This is a genomic window from Collimonas rhizosphaerae (genome assembly GCF_038896935.1).
GTDB lineage: Bacteria > Pseudomonadota > Gammaproteobacteria > Burkholderiales > Burkholderiaceae_D > Collimonas > Collimonas rhizosphaerae.
The window spans coordinates 41,336-61,605 of record NZ_JBANDC010000009.1 but is presented as its reverse complement, the minus strand read 5'-3'; the positions used below and the strand labels follow the sequence as shown (position 1 = coordinate 61,605).

At 61.8% G+C, this 20,270-nt stretch carries 20 protein-coding genes; 10 read left to right on the top strand and 10 right to left on the bottom strand.

Features of this window, described 5'->3' with window-relative positions:
* Window positions 1–18: 18 nt before the first annotated feature.
* Together V8G57_RS14280 and V8G57_RS14275 are read right to left on the bottom strand one after the other, a co-directional pair.
* On the bottom strand, window positions 19–1,569 hold the full coding sequence (locus V8G57_RS14280) for a sensor histidine kinase (protein ID WP_342829971.1): 1,551 nt from the start codon (window positions 1,567–1,569) through the stop codon (window positions 19–21).
* A gap of 12 nt (window positions 1,570–1,581) precedes the next feature.
* Window positions 1,582–2,325 (bottom strand): response regulator transcription factor, encoded by a 744-nt coding sequence (locus tag V8G57_RS14275; protein ID WP_092400667.1) that lies wholly within the window; start codon window positions 2,323–2,325, stop codon window positions 1,582–1,584.
* Window positions 2,326–2,531: 206 nt separating this feature from the next.
* Here V8G57_RS14275 and V8G57_RS14270 point away from each other — a divergent pair, with 206 nt between their 5' ends.
* From V8G57_RS14270 to V8G57_RS14255, 4 genes are all read left to right on the top strand, one after another.
* Entirely contained in the window at window positions 2,532–2,810 is a 279-nt protein-coding gene (locus V8G57_RS14270; protein WP_342829970.1) for a hypothetical protein, read from the top strand.
* 222 nt (window positions 2,811–3,032) lie between these two features.
* Entirely contained in the window at window positions 3,033–3,956 is a 924-nt protein-coding gene (locus tag V8G57_RS14265) for a Tim44 domain-containing protein (protein ID WP_342829969.1), read from the top strand.
* A 128-nt stretch (window positions 3,957–4,084) separates the two neighbouring features.
* The gene (gene trpS, locus V8G57_RS14260; protein WP_342829968.1) at window positions 4,085–5,119 is read left to right on the top strand and encodes a tryptophan--tRNA ligase; all 1,035 of its coding nucleotides are present in this window, start codon (window positions 4,085–4,087) and stop codon (window positions 5,117–5,119) included.
* Between the two features lie 360 nt (window positions 5,120–5,479).
* Window positions 5,480–5,680 (top strand): hypothetical protein, encoded by a 201-nt coding sequence (locus tag V8G57_RS14255; RefSeq protein WP_342829967.1) that lies wholly within the window; start codon window positions 5,480–5,482, stop codon window positions 5,678–5,680.
* On the opposite strand, the gene V8G57_RS14250 is transcribed toward V8G57_RS14255, so the two are convergent.
* Window positions 5,677–6,423: an SDR family NAD(P)-dependent oxidoreductase gene (locus V8G57_RS14250; protein WP_342829966.1), complete on the bottom strand. Its 747-nt coding sequence runs from the start codon at window positions 6,421–6,423 to the stop codon at window positions 5,677–5,679. The two genes, V8G57_RS14255 and V8G57_RS14250, sit on opposite strands and share 4 nt — an antisense overlap.
* 132 nt (window positions 6,424–6,555) lie before the next feature.
* On the opposite strand from V8G57_RS14250, the gene V8G57_RS14245 reads away from it, so the two are divergent.
* Window positions 6,556–6,885: a helix-turn-helix domain-containing protein gene (locus V8G57_RS14245; RefSeq protein WP_342829964.1), complete on the top strand. Its 330-nt coding sequence runs from the start codon at window positions 6,556–6,558 to the stop codon at window positions 6,883–6,885.
* Between the two features lie 38 nt (window positions 6,886–6,923).
* On the opposite strand, the gene V8G57_RS14240 is transcribed toward V8G57_RS14245, so the two are convergent.
* Window positions 6,924–7,832: a LysR family transcriptional regulator gene (locus V8G57_RS14240; protein ID WP_342829962.1), complete on the bottom strand. Its 909-nt coding sequence runs from the start codon at window positions 7,830–7,832 to the stop codon at window positions 6,924–6,926.
* A 92-nt stretch (window positions 7,833–7,924) separates the two neighbouring features.
* On the opposite strand from V8G57_RS14240, the gene V8G57_RS14235 reads away from it, so the two are divergent.
* From V8G57_RS14235 to V8G57_RS14215, 5 genes are read left to right on the top strand one after another with little or no spacing between them, the layout of a single operon-like run.
* A complete protein-coding gene (locus tag V8G57_RS14235) occupies window positions 7,925–9,160 on the top strand; it encodes an acyl-CoA dehydrogenase family protein (RefSeq protein WP_342829960.1) in 1,236 nt (411 codons plus the stop codon).
* The gene (locus V8G57_RS14230) at window positions 9,157–10,248 is read left to right on the top strand and encodes a phosphotransferase family protein (RefSeq protein ID WP_342829959.1); all 1,092 of its coding nucleotides are present in this window, start codon (window positions 9,157–9,159) and stop codon (window positions 10,246–10,248) included. The genes V8G57_RS14235 and V8G57_RS14230 overlap by 4 nt, the downstream gene beginning before the upstream one ends.
* Window positions 10,249–10,278: 30 nt before the next feature.
* The gene (locus V8G57_RS14225; protein WP_342829958.1) at window positions 10,279–11,001 is read left to right on the top strand and encodes a histidine phosphatase family protein; all 723 of its coding nucleotides are present in this window, start codon (window positions 10,279–10,281) and stop codon (window positions 10,999–11,001) included.
* A gap of 24 nt (window positions 11,002–11,025) precedes the next feature.
* The gene (locus tag V8G57_RS14220) at window positions 11,026–11,796 is read left to right on the top strand and encodes an SDR family oxidoreductase (protein WP_342829956.1); all 771 of its coding nucleotides are present in this window, start codon (window positions 11,026–11,028) and stop codon (window positions 11,794–11,796) included.
* A gap of 22 nt (window positions 11,797–11,818) precedes the next feature.
* The gene (locus V8G57_RS14215) at window positions 11,819–12,655 is read left to right on the top strand and encodes an SDR family NAD(P)-dependent oxidoreductase (RefSeq protein ID WP_342829955.1); all 837 of its coding nucleotides are present in this window, start codon (window positions 11,819–11,821) and stop codon (window positions 12,653–12,655) included.
* A 47-nt stretch (window positions 12,656–12,702) separates the two neighbouring features.
* On the opposite strand, the gene amaB is transcribed toward V8G57_RS14215, so the two are convergent.
* The 6 genes from amaB to V8G57_RS14185 form a co-directional block, all read right to left on the bottom strand.
* Complete coding sequence (gene amaB / locus V8G57_RS14210) at window positions 12,703–14,223, bottom strand: L-piperidine-6-carboxylate dehydrogenase (RefSeq protein WP_092400693.1); 1,521 nt, start codon at window positions 14,221–14,223, stop codon at window positions 12,703–12,705.
* Between the two features lie 300 nt (window positions 14,224–14,523).
* Entirely contained in the window at window positions 14,524–15,408 is an 885-nt protein-coding gene (gene gcvA, locus V8G57_RS14205; protein WP_144739316.1) for a transcriptional regulator GcvA, read from the bottom strand.
* Window positions 15,409–15,542: 134 nt separating this feature from the next.
* The gene (locus V8G57_RS14200; protein WP_342829954.1) at window positions 15,543–16,961 is read right to left on the bottom strand and encodes an FAD-binding oxidoreductase; all 1,419 of its coding nucleotides are present in this window, start codon (window positions 16,959–16,961) and stop codon (window positions 15,543–15,545) included.
* 8 nt (window positions 16,962–16,969) lie between these two features.
* Window positions 16,970–18,004, bottom strand: a complete 1,035-nt coding sequence (locus tag V8G57_RS14195) for a DUF1338 domain-containing protein (protein ID WP_425458281.1) — start codon at window positions 18,002–18,004, stop codon at window positions 16,970–16,972.
* Between the two features lie 166 nt (window positions 18,005–18,170).
* Window positions 18,171–19,922, bottom strand: a complete 1,752-nt coding sequence (gene ggt / locus V8G57_RS14190; protein WP_342830062.1) for a gamma-glutamyltransferase — start codon at window positions 19,920–19,922, stop codon at window positions 18,171–18,173.
* The gene (locus tag V8G57_RS14185; RefSeq protein ID WP_342829952.1) at window positions 19,919–20,260 is read right to left on the bottom strand and encodes a hypothetical protein; all 342 of its coding nucleotides are present in this window, start codon (window positions 20,258–20,260) and stop codon (window positions 19,919–19,921) included. The genes ggt and V8G57_RS14185 overlap by 4 nt, the downstream gene beginning before the upstream one ends.
* Window positions 20,261–20,270 lie beyond the last annotated feature (10 nt).

Here is a 20,270-nt window from a genome sequence, read left to right as displayed (position 1 = left end):
GTCTGGTCCGGTAACTGGTTATGGTCGGTAATGGAAGTCGGAATTGATATCGAGCGCGGGTTTTTCCAGCAAGCGGAATGCGACGCGGAACAGGCTGCCCGGCAGTTCCGGTTCGCTGCTGCGCGGATTATAGGAAATCGTCACCTGGGCGTCATGCTGCTGCGCGATCTCGCGCACGATCGCCAGCCCCAGGCCGCTGCCGCCGCGGCCGCTGTCGAGGATGCGGTAAAAGCGCTGGAACACGTGGTCGCGTTCGGCCGGCGGGATGCCCGGGCCGGTATCTTCGACTTCCAGGATTGCCAATCCTGCCGCGGCGTCATCGCGCACGCGGACGGTAACCCGGCCTTCGACCGGCGTGTAATGCAATGCATTGTCGATCAGGTTGCCCAGCAGTTCGCGCAGCATGAGCGGATTGCACAATACCGGCAGCGGCCGGTCGGCCTGTTCGAAGCCGAAATCGATGCGCTGGCTGAACGAGGCTTCGACCCAGTCCTGCACCACGGCGCGCGCGAATTCGGACAGGTCGGCTTCGACAAACGGCGCGCTTTCCTGCGACTGGTTTTCCGCCCGCGCCAGCGACAGCAGCTGGTTGACCAGCCTGGTCGCCGATTCCGAACTCTTCGCCAGCTGTTCCAGCGAGCGATGGATGTCATGCTGGCTGGTCTGCCGCAACGCCAGTTCGGATTGCATGCGCATGCCGGCCAGCGGCGTTTTCATCTGGTGCGCGGCGTCGGCGATGAAACGCTTCTGGGTCTGGATCGACAACGACAAGCGCGACAGCATGTCGTTGAGCGAGCGCACCAGCGGCGAGATTTCTTCCGGCACCTGGCCGGAATCGATGGGGCTCAGGTCGTCCGGGCGCCGGGCTCGGATCCGCTGCTGCAGTTCAGACAGGGGCGAGAGGCCGCGCGACAGGGCAAACCAGATCAGCGCCAGTGCAATCGGCAGGATCAGGAATTGCGGCAAGATCACGCCCTTGATGATTTCATTGGCCAGCCGGGCGCGTTTTTCCAGCGTTTCCCCGACTTGCACCAGCGCTACCCGCGGCCGCTCCTGCTTGTCGGCGGCGCGGCCGGCGTCGATCGCGCTGCGCAGGTCGACGTAGGTATAGGCAATCCGCACATCGCTGCCATGCAGGGAGCTGTCCCAGAACTTCACCTTGCCTTGATGCGCGGGTTCATCTTCCGCGGCCGGCACGTGCATGTCGCGGTCGCCGTCGATATATTCGCCGTGCGGGCCGGTGATCAGGTAATACACATTGTCGACATCGTCGGCGCGCAGGAAATCGCGGGAGGGGGTGGTCAGGCGCGTGATGACCTTGCCGTTGACTTCGCTTACCTGCTGCGACAGGACCGTGACGCTGTCGTCCAGCGCCTGGTCAAAGGGCTGGTTGGCGATCGACTTCGCCACGACATAAGTGATCGCGATACTGATCGGCCACAGCAGCAGCAGCGGCACCAGCATCCAGTCCAGGATTTCGCCAAACAGCGAGCGCTGCACGCGTTCTTCGGTTTGGGTGGCTGGGGTGGCCGGGCTTGGCTGCGCAGCCAGGGATTGAGCGTCGCGCATGGGAGGCTGGCGTCAGCGGCGGCTGGACGTATCGACTGGAGAGAGTGGGGCTGGAGGGGGCGCGGAAATCGCGGAGCCGGCTTGCGGTTCGCTGATTTTTTCCAGGCAATAACCGAGGCCGCGCACCGTCGCAATCCGTACGCCGCCGACTTCGATTTTCTTGCGCAGGCGATGTACATACACTTCGATGGCGTTGTTGCTGACTTCTTCACCCCATTCGCACAGGTGGTCGACCAGCTGTTCCTTGGAGACCAGGCGGCCGGTGCGTTGCAGCAACACTTCCAGCAGGCCCAGTTCGCGCGCCGACAAATCCAGCATCTGCTCATTGATATAGGCGATCCGTCCGACCTGGTCGTAGCTCAGCGGGCCGTGCTTGATGACAGTAGGGCCGCCGCCGGCGCCGCGCCGGGTCAGGGCGCGCACCCGCGCTTCCAGTTCGGACAGTTCAAACGGCTTGGCCATGTAGTCGTCGGCGCCCAGGTCCAGGCCCTTGACCCGCTGCTCCAGGGAATCGGCGGCGGTCAGGATCAGCACCGGCAGCCGCGAATTCCTGGCGCGCAGGCGGCGCAGCACTTCCAGGCCGGTCATCTTGGGCAGGCCCAGGTCCAGGATCAGCAGGTCGAAATCCTGGGTCGACAAGGCCGAATCGGCTTCCACGCCGTTCATCACGCAGTCGGTGGCATAACCCGACTGGCGCAGCGAGCGCGTCAGTCCATCGGCTAGGACACTGTCGTCTTCGGCAAGCAGGATGCGCATGATGGGGATGTTTTCCGTACGGTGGATGGAAGGTGCTGCTTGTAGTCTATGGCGTTTCATTCTTCCCAGCAAGGTCGGCGTGACATTGCTGCGGTTTGGTATAATCAACACCACCCAACCTGGCCAGGACCTGCTTTCCTACTTCGATGCAACGCTTACTGATTCTTTTGCTGATGTTTCTGCTGCCTATGCAAGTTTTTGCAGGCATGTCCGAATCCCAGGCAAATGCAGCAGCGGTAGCGTCGTTGGCAGTCCAGCAGGATGCCTTGCAAGATGCGCCTGCCTGCACGGCTGGCGGCGATTGCGATCCAGAAGATGTCGCGGTCGACGACATCGAGATGCATGTCGATCTCGGCGATGAAACAGTCCCTGCTTTTCCCCTTGTATTTGCCGCCGCGGCTATGGTTTCGACGCCTGCGCTGAGCAACGACAAGGCGCTCCAGCCTCCGTTCCTGCCCCCGGCCGGACCTCCGCCCAGGGCTTAAGCGCCTTTAAGCCGCCCTTGCGATTGCATCTGGCGGCCGGCGCCTTCCTGTCTGCCGGGTTATCGCCCGGCGATTCCAGCCATCCATGACGTTGACCGGCAGGCCGTGCGCCTCTGGCGCCTTGCCTTAATTCCGGGCCGGTCCAACGCCATGGCATGGCTGCGAAGTCTTAAAACTTAGCGGTCCGTATGGCCGTGATGGCATCAAATCTCAGGAGAAAGTATGAAGAAATTATTCGTGGCGCTGATCGTCGTTGCAATGACGTTGTCAGCCGGCATGTCAACCGTTGAAGCCAAGCGCATGGGCGGCGGCGGTTCTTTCGGCAAGAAATCGCAAAGCATGAATCGCCAGGCCGCGCCGGCGCAGAACCAGGCCGGCAACGCCGCCAAGCCAGCCGCAGCCGCGGCTGCCGCCAAACCCAGCATGTGGAAAGGCATGCTGGGCGGCGCGCTGCTAGGCCTGGGCCTGGGCGCCTTGCTGTCGAGCATGGGCCTGGGCGGCGCCATGGCGGGCATGATCAGCAATATCATCATGATCGCCTTGTTCGCATTCGCCGCCATGTTCATCTACAAGCTGGTGCGCCGCAAGATGGGCAATGGCGCAGCCGGCGGCAACGGCATGCGTCCCGCGTATGCCGCTGCCGCGCCTTCCAGCTTCACGCCGGAAATCGCTTCGCGCCTCGACCAGCCGATGCAGCGCACGGTGTTTGACGCCGCGCCTGCAGCGGCGGCGACGGGCGCCATGGGCGCCGCTGCCTGGGGTGTGCCGGCCGATTTCGATAGCGCCGGTTTCCTGCGTCATTCCAAGACTTATTTCCTGCGCCTGCAAGCCGCATGGGACAAGGGCGACAGCAACGATATCCGTGAATTCACCACGCCGGAGATGTTTGCCGAGCTGCGCATGCAACTGCAGGAACGCGGCGCATCGGATAACCACACCGACGTCGTGACGCTGGATGCCGAACTGCTGGGAATCGAGACGACCGACGCCGAATACCTGGCCAGCGTGAAATTCTCCGGCATGATCAAGGAAGACGATGCAGCTTTCGCCGCGCCGTTTTCGGAGGTCTGGAACCTGTCCAAGCCGACCGTAGGACAGGGCGGCTGGATACTGGCGGGGATTGAGCAGGTCGAGCAAAAGGCCTGAAACTAGCTTTCGCTGCAACTTGAGGGCCGCCGGCGAGAAATTGCCGGCGGCTTTTTCTTTTGGCGCGCGCCAGCGGCGCCAGTAGTGGCACAATACGGGGTTTCCAGGATACCGCTAAAGGAATTTCAATGAGTTTGCCAACGAGTTTGTCGACGACGGCCCCGGGTTCTGCCGTGATTCTGACCGGCGACCGTCCGACCGGCCCTTTGCACCTGGGCCATTTTGTCGGCAGCTTGCGTAACCGCATCGCTTACCAGCACACTTACCGCCAATTCATCATGCTGGCCGATGCCCAGGCGCTGACCGACAATATGGACGACACCGGCAAGGTGCACCGCAATGTGGTCGAAGTCGCGCTGGACTACCTGGCGGTCGGCATCGATCCGGCCTTGTCGACGATCCTGATCCAGTCGCAGATTCCGGAGCTGGCGGAGCTGACTTTCTATTACCTGAACCTGGTGACGGTGGCGCGGCTGGAGCGCAATCCCACGGTCAAGGAAGAAATCCGCCTGCGCGGGTTCGAGCGCGATATCCCGGCGGGATTCCTGACTTATCCGGCCAGCCAGGCGGCTGACATCACGGCGTTCAAGGCTGCGCTGGTGCCGGTGGGGGAGGACCAGATTCCGATGATCGAACAAACCAACGAGATCGTGCGGCGTTTCAACCGTACCGCGGGGCGCGAGGTGCTGGTGGAAGCGAAGGCCCTGGTGCCGGAGATCGGGCGCTTGCCTGGCATCGACGGCAAGGCGAAGATGAGCAAGTCGCTGGGCAATACCATCAACCTGGGCGCCACCGCCGACGAGATCCGCGCTGCGGTCAAGCAGGTGTATACCGATCCTCTGCACTTGCGGGTGCAGGATCCTGGCCACCTGGAAGGCAACGTCGCGTTCCTGTACCTGGATGCTTTCGATCCTGACCAGGCTGGTTTGGCCGAGATGAAGGCGCACTACGTGCGTGGCGGCTTGGGCGACAGCCTGGTCAAGGCGCGCCTGGAGGCCTGCCTGCAAGACTTGCTGGCGCCGATCCGCGTTCGTCGCGAGGAACTGGCCAAGGACAAGGGGCACGTCATGCAAATCCTGAAGGACGGCACCGCCAAGGCGCGCGAAGTAGCGGCGAAAACCGCCGACGAAGTCAAGGCAGCCCTAGGCCTAACCTACTTCTGAAGCAGTTAATTGGGGTCAGAGTTTTTTTTCGCGTCCTTTGCGAAAATTACTCTGACCCCAATTAACGGGCTACGGAGTGCGTGCGGTGGCATGCTATGGACGTCTGTCGTTACTTAAAACGTTTTCTACTCCGTGGGTACATGCCGGGGGCGGCCCGGCAGCCGCTCACTTTCTTTTGCTTCGCCCCTAGCCGGGCGCCAAAAAGTAAGCAAAGAAAGGCGACCGCAAAGCCGTTGCCTTCCCTTCGGTCAGGTCCCCAAATGAGCCAGCAGTCAGCCGGGTGGGAAGACAAACTCGCTTCGCTCAAACATGTCTTCCCACAATTCCCGGCTGACCGCTGACTCATTTGGCAACGTCTCAATGCGGAATTCAAAAGCAACCCCAACGTCAAAAGCAACCGCAAATTCAAAAGCAACCGCAAATTCAAAAGCAACCGCAAATTCAAAAGCAACCGCAAATTCAAAAGCAACCGCAAATTCAAAAGCAACCGCAAATTCAAAAGCAACCGCAAATTCAAAAGCAACCGCAAATTCAAAAGCAACCGCAACCCCTCGCTGCTAGCGACAGGCCGGTCCCGCATCAATCACCAGTTCACTACCCGTAACAAAACGGCTTGCATCCGATGCCAGATACAAGATCGCTGCAGCCACGTCGGCAGCCGAACCTTGGCCCGTCAGCATCTGCAACTCCGCACGGTCCGCCAGGAGCTGGGTCAGGTCGTTTTGCTTGCGCCTGGCGGCAGCCAGCGCGGGCGGCCGCACTACGCCGGGATGGATGGAGTTGACACGGATATTCTGCATCGCGTAGCGCATTGCATTCATGTTGCCCATCCGCAGCGCCGTTTTCGCTGCGTGGTCGGCGGCTTCCTGCTGAGCGCCGTCCATGGCGCGCAGCGCCAGCACGTTGACGATGGAGCCGCCGCCTGCGCGTTCCATCGCGGGCGCCACGTGTTTGCTGCACAGGATGCTGCCGTTGACGTTAGCCTGCATGGACCGGTCATCGGCATCGACACCGGCGCTGTTGACCAGGATATCGATGCGGCCGAAGTGCGCCTCGACCGCCGCCATCACCCGTTGCACCGCGTCGTTGTCGCTGACGTCGACTTGCCAGAACCGGACCTTGTCTTTTTTACCGTCGAGCAGCCTGGCAATGATGCGTCCTTCCTGCTCTCGGTCATCTAGAATCGCCAAATGTGCACCAGCGGCCGACAGCGCGCAGGCGATGTGCAGAGCGATGCCGCCTGCAGCGCCGGTGACCAGGGCGACCTTGTTTTCGAGGGAAAAATAGGCGGTGAGTGGATTCATGCAGCCAGAATCATTGTCGGTTTTTACACGCCAATTAAAGCATTCTTTAGTGCACATTGCAACCATGCTTTAAATGATTGAAAGTATTCTTTACCGATGGTGAATAATTATGGGGCGCGACTCGCAGAAGCTTTGCACATAGCCCAAAAAGACAGGCAAGAGCTCGCGGACGGCATCGGCGTCAGCGTGCAGGCGATCGGGCAGGTGATTGCCGGCAAAACCAAGGCGCTCACGGCGGAAAATTCGGCGCTTGCCGCAAAATTCCTGGGCGTCGACATATTCTGGCTCGCCACCGGGGTGGGCAGCCCGAAGATCGTGGCCCAGGCTTCCGGCCAGTGGCCTTTCAGCATCAGCGTCGATTCCTTCCTTGCCATACCGGAGGAGGAACAGAACCGCATAGGCGAATACATCGAGTTCTGCGTCAAGAAGTGGCAAACGGCGCATCCGGCAAAAAGAACCTGAATCAAGGTCTCCGCCTCCGTCTCTCCCTCCCGCTGCGGTCAATCCGAGCGGGGAAACAATAATTCCAGCACCCCACGCAACCAGCGGTTGGCCGGATCGAGTTCGGCATTTTCATGCCAGTACAGGTACACATCCAGCGGCGGCGTAGGCAGCGGCAGCGGGTGGATTTTGTTCGGCAGGTTGATGTTGGCAATGTGCGCGTAGTGTTGCGGCATGGTGGTCAGCAGGTCGGACGTGCTGACCACCTGGCAGGCAGCGTAATAGTGCTGGCAGCGCAGGCCGACGTGGCGCTGGCGCCCGATGCGCGCCAGCTCCATATCCTCGACGCCGGGGCCGGTGCGGCGCGAGGAAACCAGGATGTGGGTTTGCGCCAGGTAGGTTTCCAGGTCCAGCCCATCGTCCAGCGCCGGATGATCCTGGCGCGCCACCACCACCAGCGTATCGCGCGACAGCGAAGCACTGCGGATTTCTCCGGGACGCTGCAGGAGGACGTCGACCGCGATGTCCAGCGTGCCGGCCGCCAGCTCCGATTCCAGCTGCCGCCGTTCCACCCGCACCGAATTGATCTCCACCATGGGCGCCTGGGTCTGCAGCAGCTGCATCAACGGCGGCAGCAGCCGTGCCTCCAGCACGCCCGGCAGGCCCAGGTTGAAGCTGCGCCGGCTGGTGGCGGGATCGAACTGGTTGCCGTGCTTGACGCTGACTTCCAGCGTTTGCAGCGCCTGCCGCACCGGGCCGATCAGCGAGCGCGTCATCGGCGTCGGCAGCATCTTGCTGCCCTGGCGGATAAACAAGGGATCGCCCAGCAGCTCGCGCAAACGCGCCAGGGCGTGGCTGACGGCCGGCTGGGTCAGGCTGAGCGCCTTTGCCGCACGGGTGATATTACCTTCCGCGTAGATGGTGTCGAGCACCACGAACAGGTTCAGGTCGATCCGGCTAATATGCATGAGATTAATTATTCTCTATATAAATCATTCATTTGATGAATTATAGCGGTTGCGGCAAACTCCTTGGAACGATTACACAGTTGAGGAACGCCATGGATTTCGCCTACTCCCCCCGAGCCCGCCAATATATGGAACGGCTCAATGCTTTCATGAACGAACATGTGCTGCCGGCCGAAGCCGAATATTTCAGCCAGCTCAAGCGCGGCCCGCTGCCGTGGAATGTGCCGCCGGTGATGCTGGCCTTGAAAGCCAAGGCCAAGGAGGCGGGTCTATGGAACCTGTTCCTGCCGGACGAAGAGTTTGGCGCGGGACTGAGCAATACCGATTACGCGCCGCTGGCGGAAATCATGGGCCGTTCGTTCATCGCGCCGGAAGTCTTCAACTGCAACGCGCCCGATACCGGCAACATGGAAGTGCTGGCCAAGTACGGTTCGCCGGCGCAGCAGGAGCAATGGCTCAAGCCGCTGCTGGCTGGCGACTGCCGCTCGGCGTTCTGCATGACCGAACCGGACGTTGCCTCCAGCGACGCCACCAACATGCGCGCTACCGCGATTGTCGAGGGCGGCGAAGTGCTGCTCAACGGCCGCAAATGGTGGAGCACCGGCATCGGCCATCCCAACTGCAGGTTCGTGATCTTCATGGGCCTGACCTACCAGGACGGCCCCAAGCATGCGCGCCATTCGATGGTGATCGTGCCGATGGCGACGCCCGGTGTGAAGATCGAACGCATGCTGCCTGTATTTGGCGCCCTGGATGAACCTTACGGCCATGGCGAGGTCAGTTTCACCAATGTGCGCGTGCCGCTGGCCAACATCATCGCCGGGCCGGGGCGCGGTTTTGAAATCGCCCAGGGCCGTCTGGGGCCGGGCCGGATCCATCACTGCATGCGGGCGCTGGGCGCGGCCGAAGTGGCGCTGGAAATGCTGTGCAAACGGGCTTTGACGCGCAGCGCTTTCGGCAAGCCGCTGGCCGATCTCGGCGGCAATGCCGACATCATCGCCAATGCCCGCATGGCGATCGAACAATCGCGGTTGCTTACCCTGAAAGCGGCATGGATGATGGATACGGTCGGCGCCAAGGCAGCGATGAGCGAAATCTCGCAAATCAAGGTAGTGGCGCCCAGCGTGGCGCAGCTGGTGATCGACCAGGCGATCCAGATCCACGGCGGCGCCGGCGTCTGCGACGACTTGCCGCTGACGGCCCTCTTTGCCTACGCCCGGGTGCTGCGCCTGGCGGACGGGCCCGACGAAGTGCACCGCGCCCTGATCGCCAAGCTGGAACTGAAAGCACAGGCAGCCAAAGCGCTTGCACAAGGAGAGCCGGCATGACGCTGATCGACCAGGCCGGCGCGGTGCGCAGCGGCGAGGAGCTGGATGTGGCAAAGATCGCCGCCTTCCTGAAAGGCGTCGACGGCAGCTTGCAAGGCACGCCGGCCGTGAGCCAGTTCCCGGGCGGCGCCTCGAACCTGACTTACCTGCTGACTTATCGGCTGAGTGGCGCCGACCGCGAACTGATCCTGCGCCGGCCGCCGTTCGGCGCCAAGGCCAAGTCGGCGCACGACATGCTGCGCGAAGCCAATATCATGGCCGAACTGAAGCCCGTCTACCCATACGTGCCAAAGGTGTTTGCGACCTGCCAGGACCGGGCGGTGATGGACAGCGATTTTTATGTGATGGAACGGCTGCGCGGCATCATCCTGCGCGACAAGCTGCCTGCGGGCCTGGTGCTGAGCGAAGCCGGCACGCGCCAGCTGTGCCTGAATGTCATCGACAAGATGATCGCCTTGCACCAGGTCGACTACCAGGCCGCCGGCCTGGCGCACCTGGGCAAGGGCGAGGGCTACGTACAGCGCCAGATCAGCGGCTGGAGCGAGCGTTACCGCAAGGCGCGCACCGACGACGCCGTCGATTTCGAAGCGGTGATGCGCTGGCTCAACGACAAGATGCCGGCCGCCGACGTTGCTACCTGCCTGATCCACAACGACTTCCGCTTCGACAATGTAGTACTTAATGCTGACAATTCGCCAGACAACCCGCTGCATGTGATCGGCGTCCTGGACTGGGAAATGGCGACCCTCGGCGATCCGCTGATGGATCTCGGCAATACCCTGGCCTACTGGGTGCAGGCTGACGACGAGCCGCAGTTCAAGCAGATGCGGCGCCAGCCGACGCACCTGCCGGGCATGCTGACGCGCAAGGAAGTAATCGCCTATTACGGTGAAAAAACCGGCTACCGCACCGACCATTTCGATTTCTACGAAATCTACGGACTGTTCCGCCTGGCCGTGATCGTGCAGCAAATCTACTATCGATTCCATTACGGGCAAACCAAGAATCCGCAATTTGCCTTCTTTGTCCACGTTACCAATTACCTGGAGCAGCGATGCAAGAACCTGATTGCGCAATCGAGCATTTGACCGAGAACACGTCATTGGAGTGCGCTTAAGATGGGCTCTATCTATCTGGTGCGCCATGGCCAGGCCAGTTTCGGCGCCGCCGACTACGACCAATTGTCGGAACTGGGTTTGCGGCAGTCCGCCTTGTTAGGAAAGTGGCTGGCCCAGACCGGCCAGGAAATTCCCTTGCTGGTGACCGGCAGCCACCGCCGGCAGCTGCAGAGCAGCGCGGCCTGCCTGGCGGCCATGTCGCCGGACGCTGCGCGGCCGGAGCTGCAAGTGCTGGAAGATCCGGGATTCGATGAGTTCGATCACAAACAAATATTGTTGCGCTTCATGCCGCGCTTTGCCGACAGCCTGTTTTCCGCCTACCTGGAGCAGCAAGAGCATCCCGAACGCGCCTTCCAGAGGGTGTTCGTGAACGCGGTGGCGCGCTGGATCAGCGGCGAACATGACGCCGAATACAGCGAACCGTGGCCGGTGTTCAAGGAACGCTGCAACGCCGCCCTGGCGCGTCTCCTGGCGCAGCTCGGCAAGGGACAGACGGCCTGGGTGTTTACTTCCGGTGGCCCGATCAGCGTGATCTGCCAGCAGCTGCTGGCGATCCCGGACCGGCAGATTTTCGATTTGAACTGGTCGCTGGTCAATACCGGCGTGACCAAGCTGTTGTACCGCTCGGGGCGCGACGGCCCGGAGCGTGTCAGCCTGAGTTACCTGAATAATTTTTCGCATCTCGTCAGTGCGCGCGACCCGGCCTTGGTGAGTTATCGCTAAGTCAACCAATTAAACGGAGACAATATGAGCAGCACAACCATTTTTGACTTGAAGGACAAGATTGCTCTGGTGACGGGCGCCAGCCGCGGCATCGGCGAGGCCATCGCCAAGCTCCTGGCACAGCAGGGCGCGCACGTGATCGTGTCCAGCCGCAAGGCGGAGGCATGCGAGAAAGTCGTGGCGGAAATCAAGGCGGCGGGCGGCTCGGCCGAAACCATCGCTTGCCACATCGGTGAAATGGCGCAGATCGAAACGCTGTTCCAGGCCATCGCCAGCAAACATGGGCGGCTCGATATCCTGGTGAACAACGCCGCCGCCAATCCGCATTTCGGACCGATCACCGAGACCGACGTGGGCGCTTTCCAGAAAACCGTCGACGTCAATATCCGCGGCTATTTTTTCATGTCGTCCTACGGCGCCAAGCTGATGGCGCAGAACGGCGGCGGCGCGATCGTCAATGTCGCCTCGGTCAACGGCGTCACGCCAGGCGTGTTCCAGGGCATCTATTCGATCACCAAGGCGGCAGTGATTTCGATGACCAAGTCCTTCGCCAAGGAGTGCGCCGCCGGCGGCGTGCGCGTCAATGCCTTGTTGCCGGGTTTCACCGAAACCAAGTTTGCCGCCGCCCTGATCGACAACCCGGCGATCCTGAAACAGGCGCTGCAGCATATCCCGATGAACCGCGTCGCCCAGCCGGCGGAGATGGCGGGCGCCGTGCTGTACCTGGTGTCGCCCGCGGCTAGCTACACCACCGGGGTCTGCCTGAATGTCGACGGCGGCTATCTGCTCAACTGATACGGAAGCGACAGGAAACCATATGAAGAATCTGCAAGGCAAGGTCGCCGTCATTACCGGCGCTGCTGAAGGCATAGGCAAAGGGATCGCGGCGCGGGCCGCGGCCGAGGGAATGAAACTGGTGCTGGCCGATATCAACGCCGCCAAGCTGGAAACAACGGTGGCCGGCTTCAAAGCCATGGGCGTGGAAGTGATCGGCGTGCCCACCGACGTCGCTAGGGAAGAGCAGGTCAATGCCCTGGCGGACCAGGCATTCGCCAGGTTCGGCAACGTGCATTTGCTGGTGAATAACGCCGGCGTCGCGGTAGCCAAGCCGGCCTGGGAAACCACCCAGAAAGATTGGGACTGGGTCATGGGCGTCAATTTTTATGGCGTCAGCCATGCCTTGCGCGCCTTTATCCCGCGCATGTTGAAGAACGGCGAGGACGGCCATATCGTCAACACGGCTTCCATGGCCGGTCTGACTTCACAGCCAAGCCTGGCCAGCTATAACGCCAGCAAGCATGCCGTGGTGACGCTGTCGGAGGGTTTGCATCACGACTTGACGCTGCGCCAGTCAAGCATCAAGGTTTCGGTGCTGTGTCCGGGCTGGGTCAAGACCGGCATCGGGCATTCAGAACGCAACCGCGAAAACGGCGGCGACAGCGGTCCGACCGATGCGGTGGCGGCCAAGGTCGGCATGTCGGTATTGAACGCGGTGGAGAACGGGATTGCGGTGACGCAGGTGGCTGATGATGTGTTTGATGCGATCGCTGCGGGGCGCTTTTATATCCTGACGCATCCAGAGATGAAGCAGGCGATCCAGGTGCGCATGGAAGATATCTTGCAGCAGCGGGCGCCGACTTTGCTGAAGATCTGACGGCAAGGCAGGGCGGGCTGGGCCGCCCTGCAATACTGCTTAGTCGCTTAGTTGATGTCGAACTTGACGCCTTGCGCCAGCGGCAAGGTACGGCTGTAGTTGATCGTGTTGGTGGCGCGGCGCATGTAGGTTTTCCACGAATCAGAACCGGATTCGCGGCCGCCGCCGGTTTCCTTTTCGCCGCCGAAAGCGCCGCCGATTTCCGCGCCGCTGGTGCCGATGTTGACATTGGCCAGGCCGCAGTCGCTGCCGCTGGCAGACATGAAGGCTTCCGCTTCACGCACGTCGTTGGTGAAGATGGCCGACGACAGGCCCTGCGGCACGGCGTTGTTGAGACGCACCGCATCCTCGAAATCATCGTAAGGCAGCACATACAAGATAGGCGCGAAGGTTTCGTGATGCACGATGTCGCTTTGCCGCGGCATGCGCACCAGCGCCGGACGGACATAGAATGCGTTGCCGTTGTCGCCGACCTGGACCCGCTCGCCGCCGGTCACCACGCCGCCTTCGGCCTTGGCTTGCACCAGCGCGCTTTGCATGGCTTCGAAAGAGTGCTGGTCAACCAGGGGACCGACCAGCGTATCGGCTGCCAGCGGATCGCCGACCTTGACGCTGGCGTAGATGCGTTCGATGCGGTCGACCACATCCTGGTAAATGCTGCTATGGACAAACAGCCGGCGCAAGCTGGTGCAGCGCTGGCCGGCGGTGCCGACGGCGGAAAAGGTAATGGCGCGCAGCGCCAGGCTGAGATCGGCGGTAGGGGTGACGATCATGCCGTTGTTGCCGCCCAGTTCCAGCAGGCTGCGGCCCAGGCGCTCGGCGACCGTGGTGGCGACCTTGCGGCCCATGCGCACGCTGCCGGTGGCGCTGACCAGCGGCACCAGCGGCGAAGCGGACAGTGCGGCGCCGATTTCAGCGCGGCCCAGCAGCACCTGGCACAGGTCGGCCGGCAGCAGGTCCGGACGCTGTTGCGAAAAGCGTGCTGCGGCTTTCTCGAACAAGGCATGCACGGCGAGCGCAACCACTGGCGTTTTTTCCGACGGCTTCCAGATCACGGCATTGCCGCAGACCAGCGCCAGCGCCGCATTCCAGGCCCATACCGCAACCGGGAAATTGAACGCGGTGATGACGCCGCAGACGCCCAGCGGATGCCAGGTTTCCATCATGCGGTGGCCTGGACGCTCGGAAGCGATGGTCAGGCCGTACAGCTGGCGCGACAGGCCGACCGCGAAATCGCAGATGTCGATCATTTCCTGCACTTCGCCTATGCCTTCGGACAGGATCTTGCCGGACTCCAGCGTCACCAGCTTGCCCAGCGGTTCGCGGTGTTCGCGCAATACTTCGCCCAGGATGCGCACCAGCTCGCCGCGCACCGGCGCCGGCACCACGCGCCATTTTTCGTAGGCTTGATGGGCGTTCTTGATGGCGCTTTCCGCTTCCGCCGCGGTGTGCGCGCGCAGCGAGGCAATCGCTGCGCCGTCGCGCGGTGAGCGCGAATGGAGGTCGTCGCCGGCATGCGCGGAAAAATCGAAGCCGAGTTCAGCGAAGATGGTGGAGATTTGCGTCATTGGAAGGCCTTTGTTCCGAAGTCAATCTGGTCGCCCTGGAATGGGCGAGGGGTAGCATCGAGTATAAGGAATAAACTGAGATTTCTTAAAATCAAAAAAGATCAGAACATCATTACCTTTGATCATGCTGGTGCAGTGCTTCGCAAGTAATGAAACTTCATAAACGGCGTCTTTTCGCGCCATGCGTCGTTGCAAATCCTCGCGATAGTCTCGCTATCGCTCCGGTTTGCGCCTAGCCTGGCACGAAAACCCACCATTTCTGAAGCTCCATTACTTGCGAACCACTGCACCGAGCGCTGCTCAGGCTTCCGCCAATTCGCCCAGTATCCATTCCTGGAATTTGATCACGGCCGCCTTGCTGGCGTTTTTTTCGGGATAGGTCAGGTAATAGGATTGCGGGCTTTTGACGGCGAACGGGAAAGGCACGTGCAGCTGGCCGAGGGCGATTTCGGTTTCCACCAGGAATTTCGGCATCAACGCCACGCCGAGACCGGCGGCGGCGGCCTGGATCACCATCGACAGTTGTTCGAAACGCGGACCTGAGAGGGCGTCCGGGCAAGCCACGCCGACATGGTTGAACCAGTCGTGCCAGGCTTGCGGTCGGGTGGTGTGTTGCAACAACGTCATTTCCGGCAAGTCTTCGATGCGCTTGATTTTGCGGCTCAGTTCCAGGCTGCACACCGGCAGCACTTCCTCGCCCATCAGCCGCACCATGACCGCGCCCGGCCAGTTCGGCTCGCCGAAGTGGATTGCGGCGTCGACCGCGCGGCTGTTGAAATCGAAGGGCAGCACCTCGGTGCTCAGGTTGAGGATCACATCGGGGTGGGCGGCGGTGAACTTGGCCAGGCGCGGAATCAGCCACTTGACGCCGAAAGTCGGCAATGTTGCCAGATTGAGCACGCCGCCGGAATTCTTGTGCGCCATCACCTGGAAGGTCGCCATCTCGATTTCCTTGAGGATGGCGGCGACCTGGACCGCATATTCGGCGCCAGCCGCGGTCAGTATCAGGCGGCGATTGATGCGCTCGAACAGTTTTACGCCCAGGTAATCCTCCAGGATGGCGGCCTGGCGGCTGACCGCGCCCTGGGTCATGTGCAGCTCGTTGGCGGCTTTGGTGAAGGACAGGTGGCGCGCGGCCGTATCGAACGCGATCAGGCAGGACGTGGAGGGGATGAATCTGCGCATTTTTCTTGGTGCCGAGTAGGTATGTGCTGCCGTGCTTGCTGCTGAGCAGGCACTATACCAAACGCGGCGGCGCTTTTCAGCATTACCTGCAATGCCGATGTCAGCCTGGCTGCGCGGGGAGTCAGGCATGAGCGTTATGGCGCCGGACCGAAGCGCGTTACTCCCAGCAACCGGGCCGGGTCGAATACGGTTTGCATCCTGGCGGCCAGCGCCTGCGATTCGGCCACCGTGTAGCGTTCGTAAAACTGCTGGTTGAACGGTCCTACGCCGTGCTCGGCGCTGAAGCTGCCGCGGTACTTGTGCACCGCCAGGTCGTAGATTTCCTGGCGCAGGGCGTCGATGCGCTGCGGCGGGAAGTCGTCCGCCAGCCGCTGCGGCAGCACCAGGTTGAAATGCAGGCCGCCGTCGCCCCAATGGCCGAAGTCGAATACCCGGACCCCCGGATAGCGGTGTTCCAGCAGCGCGATGGCTTCATCCCGGAAGGCGCCCAGTCTTGAACGCGGCACGGCGATGTCGAAGGCGATTACCTTGCCTTCCTGGCGCACGCTGTCGGTAATGGCGTGGCGCATGCGCCACAGCACCTCGGGTTTGTCGATCACGGCATCCAGGATCAGGTCGCCGAAACAGGCTTCCAGCCAGGCGCCGAATATTTTCTCCAGGTCAAAGTCGGCGCTGCGCGGCCGCGCGCTGCTCAGTTCGATCAGGAAAGCGTAGGGCGGCAGCGGCTCGAACGGCGCCTGGATGGCGGGGATATGCTGCAGCACGGACTGCATGGCATTGTGCGAGATGCCCTCGAATGCGCTCAGGAAATCCGAGAAATTGCGTTCGGCGTCGCGCAGCAGCGAGGCAGCGGCCTGCAGCGAGGCGGGCACTACCAGGGCGGTGGCGCATTGCTGCGGCAGCGGATGCACTTGCAGCACCGCTTGCGTGATGATGCCGTAGGCGCCGCCGCTGCCGATGAAGTTCTGTTTCCAGTCAGGGCCGGTATTGTTTTTCCTGAGGCGGTTGGTCAGGTCAAGGCGCTGGCCGGGCGGATCGATCAGCAGCGCTTCCAGTCCCAGTACGTTGTGCCGCACGTCGCCGTAGCGGATCAGGCGCGCGCCGCCGGTGTTGGCGGCCAGCATGCCGCCCAGGGAAGGGTCGGCGGCAAGGTCGATCGGGAAACAGAGCTCGTGCTGCCTGAGCGCCTGGTTCAGGTCCGACAGGCGGGTGCCGGCATAAGCCTGCACCACGCGATCGACCGGATCGATGTCTATCACGCCCTTGATGCGCTCCATGCTGAGCACCACGTCCAGGCCGGAGCGATCAGGCGATGACGCTCCTACCAGGCCGGTATTCGCGCCCTGGGCCACGATGCGGATTTTTTCGCTGGCGCACAGGCGCATCAGCTCGGCCGCTTCTTCGACGTTGGCCGGACGTGCGATGCACAGGCTGCGGCCGTCGCCGTAACGCGCGCCCTTTTCGTAGGGCTGGCGCTGGTCGGCGGCGACCAGGCAGCCTTGCGGCCCCAGCAGGTCGCTGATCCGTTGCTGGAGCTGGATTGAATCGCTCATGTCAGTTTTCAGCAGGATGCGGCGTCGGCCGAGGCGGTCATTTTGAAGATGCCCTGGGCGTTGCCGCTGTCAAAAGTCAGGTCCAGCTTTTCGCTCTGGGTTTCTGCATCGAGGTAGCGGTCGCGTGAAATGAATTCGTAAAACGATCCCGGCACTTTCATCTCGACCATGGCGCCATTCTCGTCGCGCATCAGGCGCGTGACGGTGCTGGCGCGGAAAGCGGTCTGCCGCACCCGGCCGTTCCTGGAAACCTCGATCTTTTCCTTGATGGCGCGGCCCAGCGCGCGCTGCGCATCGGCGACTTGCTCCACATTGGCGACGCGGTCGGTGGCGTGGTTGAAGGCGTTGCCTTCGGTCGAAATCCAGGCCATTTCGGCCGATTCCGCCAGCAAGACCTGGTATTCGGCGACGCTGGGCAGCGCATGCTGGCGGTCGAAGCAGGCGACCAGCACCGGCAGCAAGGCCAGGGCATCGGCGAGCGGCAAGGCCTTGTCGTTGCCGAGCTGCTGCAACAGCTGAGCCGAGTGCGCATCGACAGGGTCTTGCGAGGTCGACAAGACTTTATTGACGGTGGCCTGGAATTCGCTGGAAAAATGGTGCGGATGCAGTTCGCTCAGGAAGAACTGGGCGATTTCTTCGGCATCGTCTTCGTGCGCGTAAGCGCGGCCGGTCATGCTGATCCGTTGCAGGGGGTAGATGCCGTTCACCTGGTAGCCCAGCGGCCGCAGGATACGGGTGAACGCCGCTTCGCCGGACGGCAGGGTGCCGGTGCTGATGCCCAGCACAGTGCGCAAGGCGCCGTGGTCGAAGCGGATCTTGTTACCCGCGCGCACCGAGTCCTGCACATAGTCGTTCCCTTGCGGGACGGCTTTCAGCAGTTTCTCGAACAGCAGCATGTTCAGCGCCTGCGCTATTTCGATGCGGGAAACCGTGTCGGCGCGCGGCCGCAGCGTGCTGGCCGGGATTTGCAGCAGGTCGGATAGCTGGTTGGCATGCTCGGCGCCCAGCAGCGACGTCAGCATATATTGCAGATTAGTGGGCAGGTTGGTGGAGGACATGCGCGCTCTTTATCGGGGGAGGATAGGCGCAGTGTAAATTTGATTTGGGGCGGGATAAAACGATTAATACTGATGCATCAATGCTTTTTTCTCATGACCAGGCGAAAAAAAACGGGTGCAAAGCACCCGTTTTCGGATCAAGCCGGTAATTTTAGTAACCGATAGCAGCACCGGCAGGGCGGCGGGTATCGTTGGCGCCGTAATACAGGCCCGGACGGACAACGCCCGATACGCCTGCATCGTTGCCCGAACTGGCGCCGGCGACGCCGGCTGCGCCCGGCAGGCCGATCATGATCAGCTCAGCCGCGCCCCAAGGGGTTTGCTCCTTCATCTTGTAGCCCATGCCGTCCAGGATTTTCAGGGTGTCGGGCGACAGGCCGCGGGTTTCGTAATACACCTCGTCCGGCAGCCATTGATGATGGATGCGCGGCGCATCGACCGCTTCTTGCGGCGCCATGCCGTAGTCGATCACGTTCAAGGCCGTTTCCAGGGTAATGGTGATGATGCGCGAACCGCCGGGCGAGCCAAGCACCATGTAGGTCTTGCCATCCTTGGTGACCAGGGTCGGCGCCATCGACGACAGCGGACGCTTGCCCGGCGCGATCGAGTTGGTGGCGCCTTGCACCAGGCCGAACAGGTTTTGCACGCCGGCCTTGACGGTGAAATCGTCCATTTCATCGTTGAGGAAGAAGCCGGTGCCCGGCGCGATCACCACGGCGCCGAAGCGGCCGTTGATGGTGTAGGTGGTGGACACCGCATTGCCGTCCTTGTCGACGATCGAATAGTGCGTGGTTTCAGGCTTTTCATGCGGCGCCATGCCCGGCTGTACTTCCACCGATGGCGTGGCTTTGTCGGCCGCGATTTTCGCGCGGATGGATGCCGCATATTCCTTGCTCAGCAAACGGTCGAGCGGATTCTTGACGAAGGCCGGGTCGCCGAGGAAGGTATTGCGGTCCATGTAGGAATGGCGCATTGCTTCGGTCATGTAGTGCACCGCCGAGGCCGAATGGAAACCGAGCGCCTTCATGTCGTAACCCTCGAGGATGTTGAGGATCTGGCACATGGTGGCGCCGCCCGAGCTGGGCGGCGGCGCGGAGACGAACACGTAGCCGCGGTAAGTGCACGACAGCGGCGCGCTTTCGCTGATCTTGTAGCCGGCAAAGTCGGCCGCGGTGATGATGCCGCCGCCAGCCTTGGATGCACGTTCCACTGCGGCCGGGATCGCGCCTTTATAGAAAGCGTCGGGGCCGTTGCGCGAGATCGCTTCCAGCGTCTTGGCCAGGTCCTTTTGCACCAGGCGGTCGCCCGGCTGCAACGGCGTGCCGTCGCGGCGCAGGAACAGGCGCGCTGCTTCCGGGTCTTTCTTGAACTGGGCGATGGTGGTGTCGAGGATGTCGGTGTCGCCGCGGTTCAGGATATAACCGTCGCGCGCCAGCTTGATCGCCGGCTGCATCACCTGGGCGCGGGTCAGCTTGCCGTATTGGCGCTGCGCGGTGTCAAGGCCGAGCACGGTGCCCGGCACGCCTGCCGCCAGGTAGCCGAACAGGCTGGCGTTGGTGATCGCCTTGCCGTTGGCGTCCAGGTACATATTGGCGCTGGCCGCGGCTGGCGCGGTTTCACGGAAGTTGATGAAGGTGTCGCGGCCGTCGGCCAGGTGGATGGTCATGAAGCCGCCGCCGCCGATATTGCCGCAGCAAGGGTTGACCACCGCTTGCGCATAACCGACCGCTACCGCCGCATCGATCGCATTGCCGCCCATCTTCAGGATATCGACGCCGACCTGCGAAGCCAGGTGCTGGGACGTCACCACCATGCCGTTCTTCGCTTCGACCGCAGGCGCGGAGGCTGCCTGCACCGAGCCTAGCAGGCCCAGCAGCAGCGCCGAGGCCGCCAACGGTTTCATCCAATATGTAATACGCATACCTTCTCCCTGTTATTAGTGGGCAAGCCGCTTGCCCTTACCTCGAAATATGACGCATTGTCCGGCGGCGGAGCGGCTGCCGGCACGGAAATGCGCGTCACGATTATTGCATCCTCTTGCGTATCCGGCATGCTTTTTACTTTTCCGGATGACGATATGCGCAATAAGCATAAAATGCGCCCGATGCATCCGGGCCGACACAACAAAATTTGCGATAAGTTCGCACCTAAAGCGTGATTCCAGTCGATGAATTTTGGGCGGTGTGCATCCCTGGCAGCGATATCTGCACATACAATATGCACCAGGTTTTCAAAAAACATGCGACAGTGC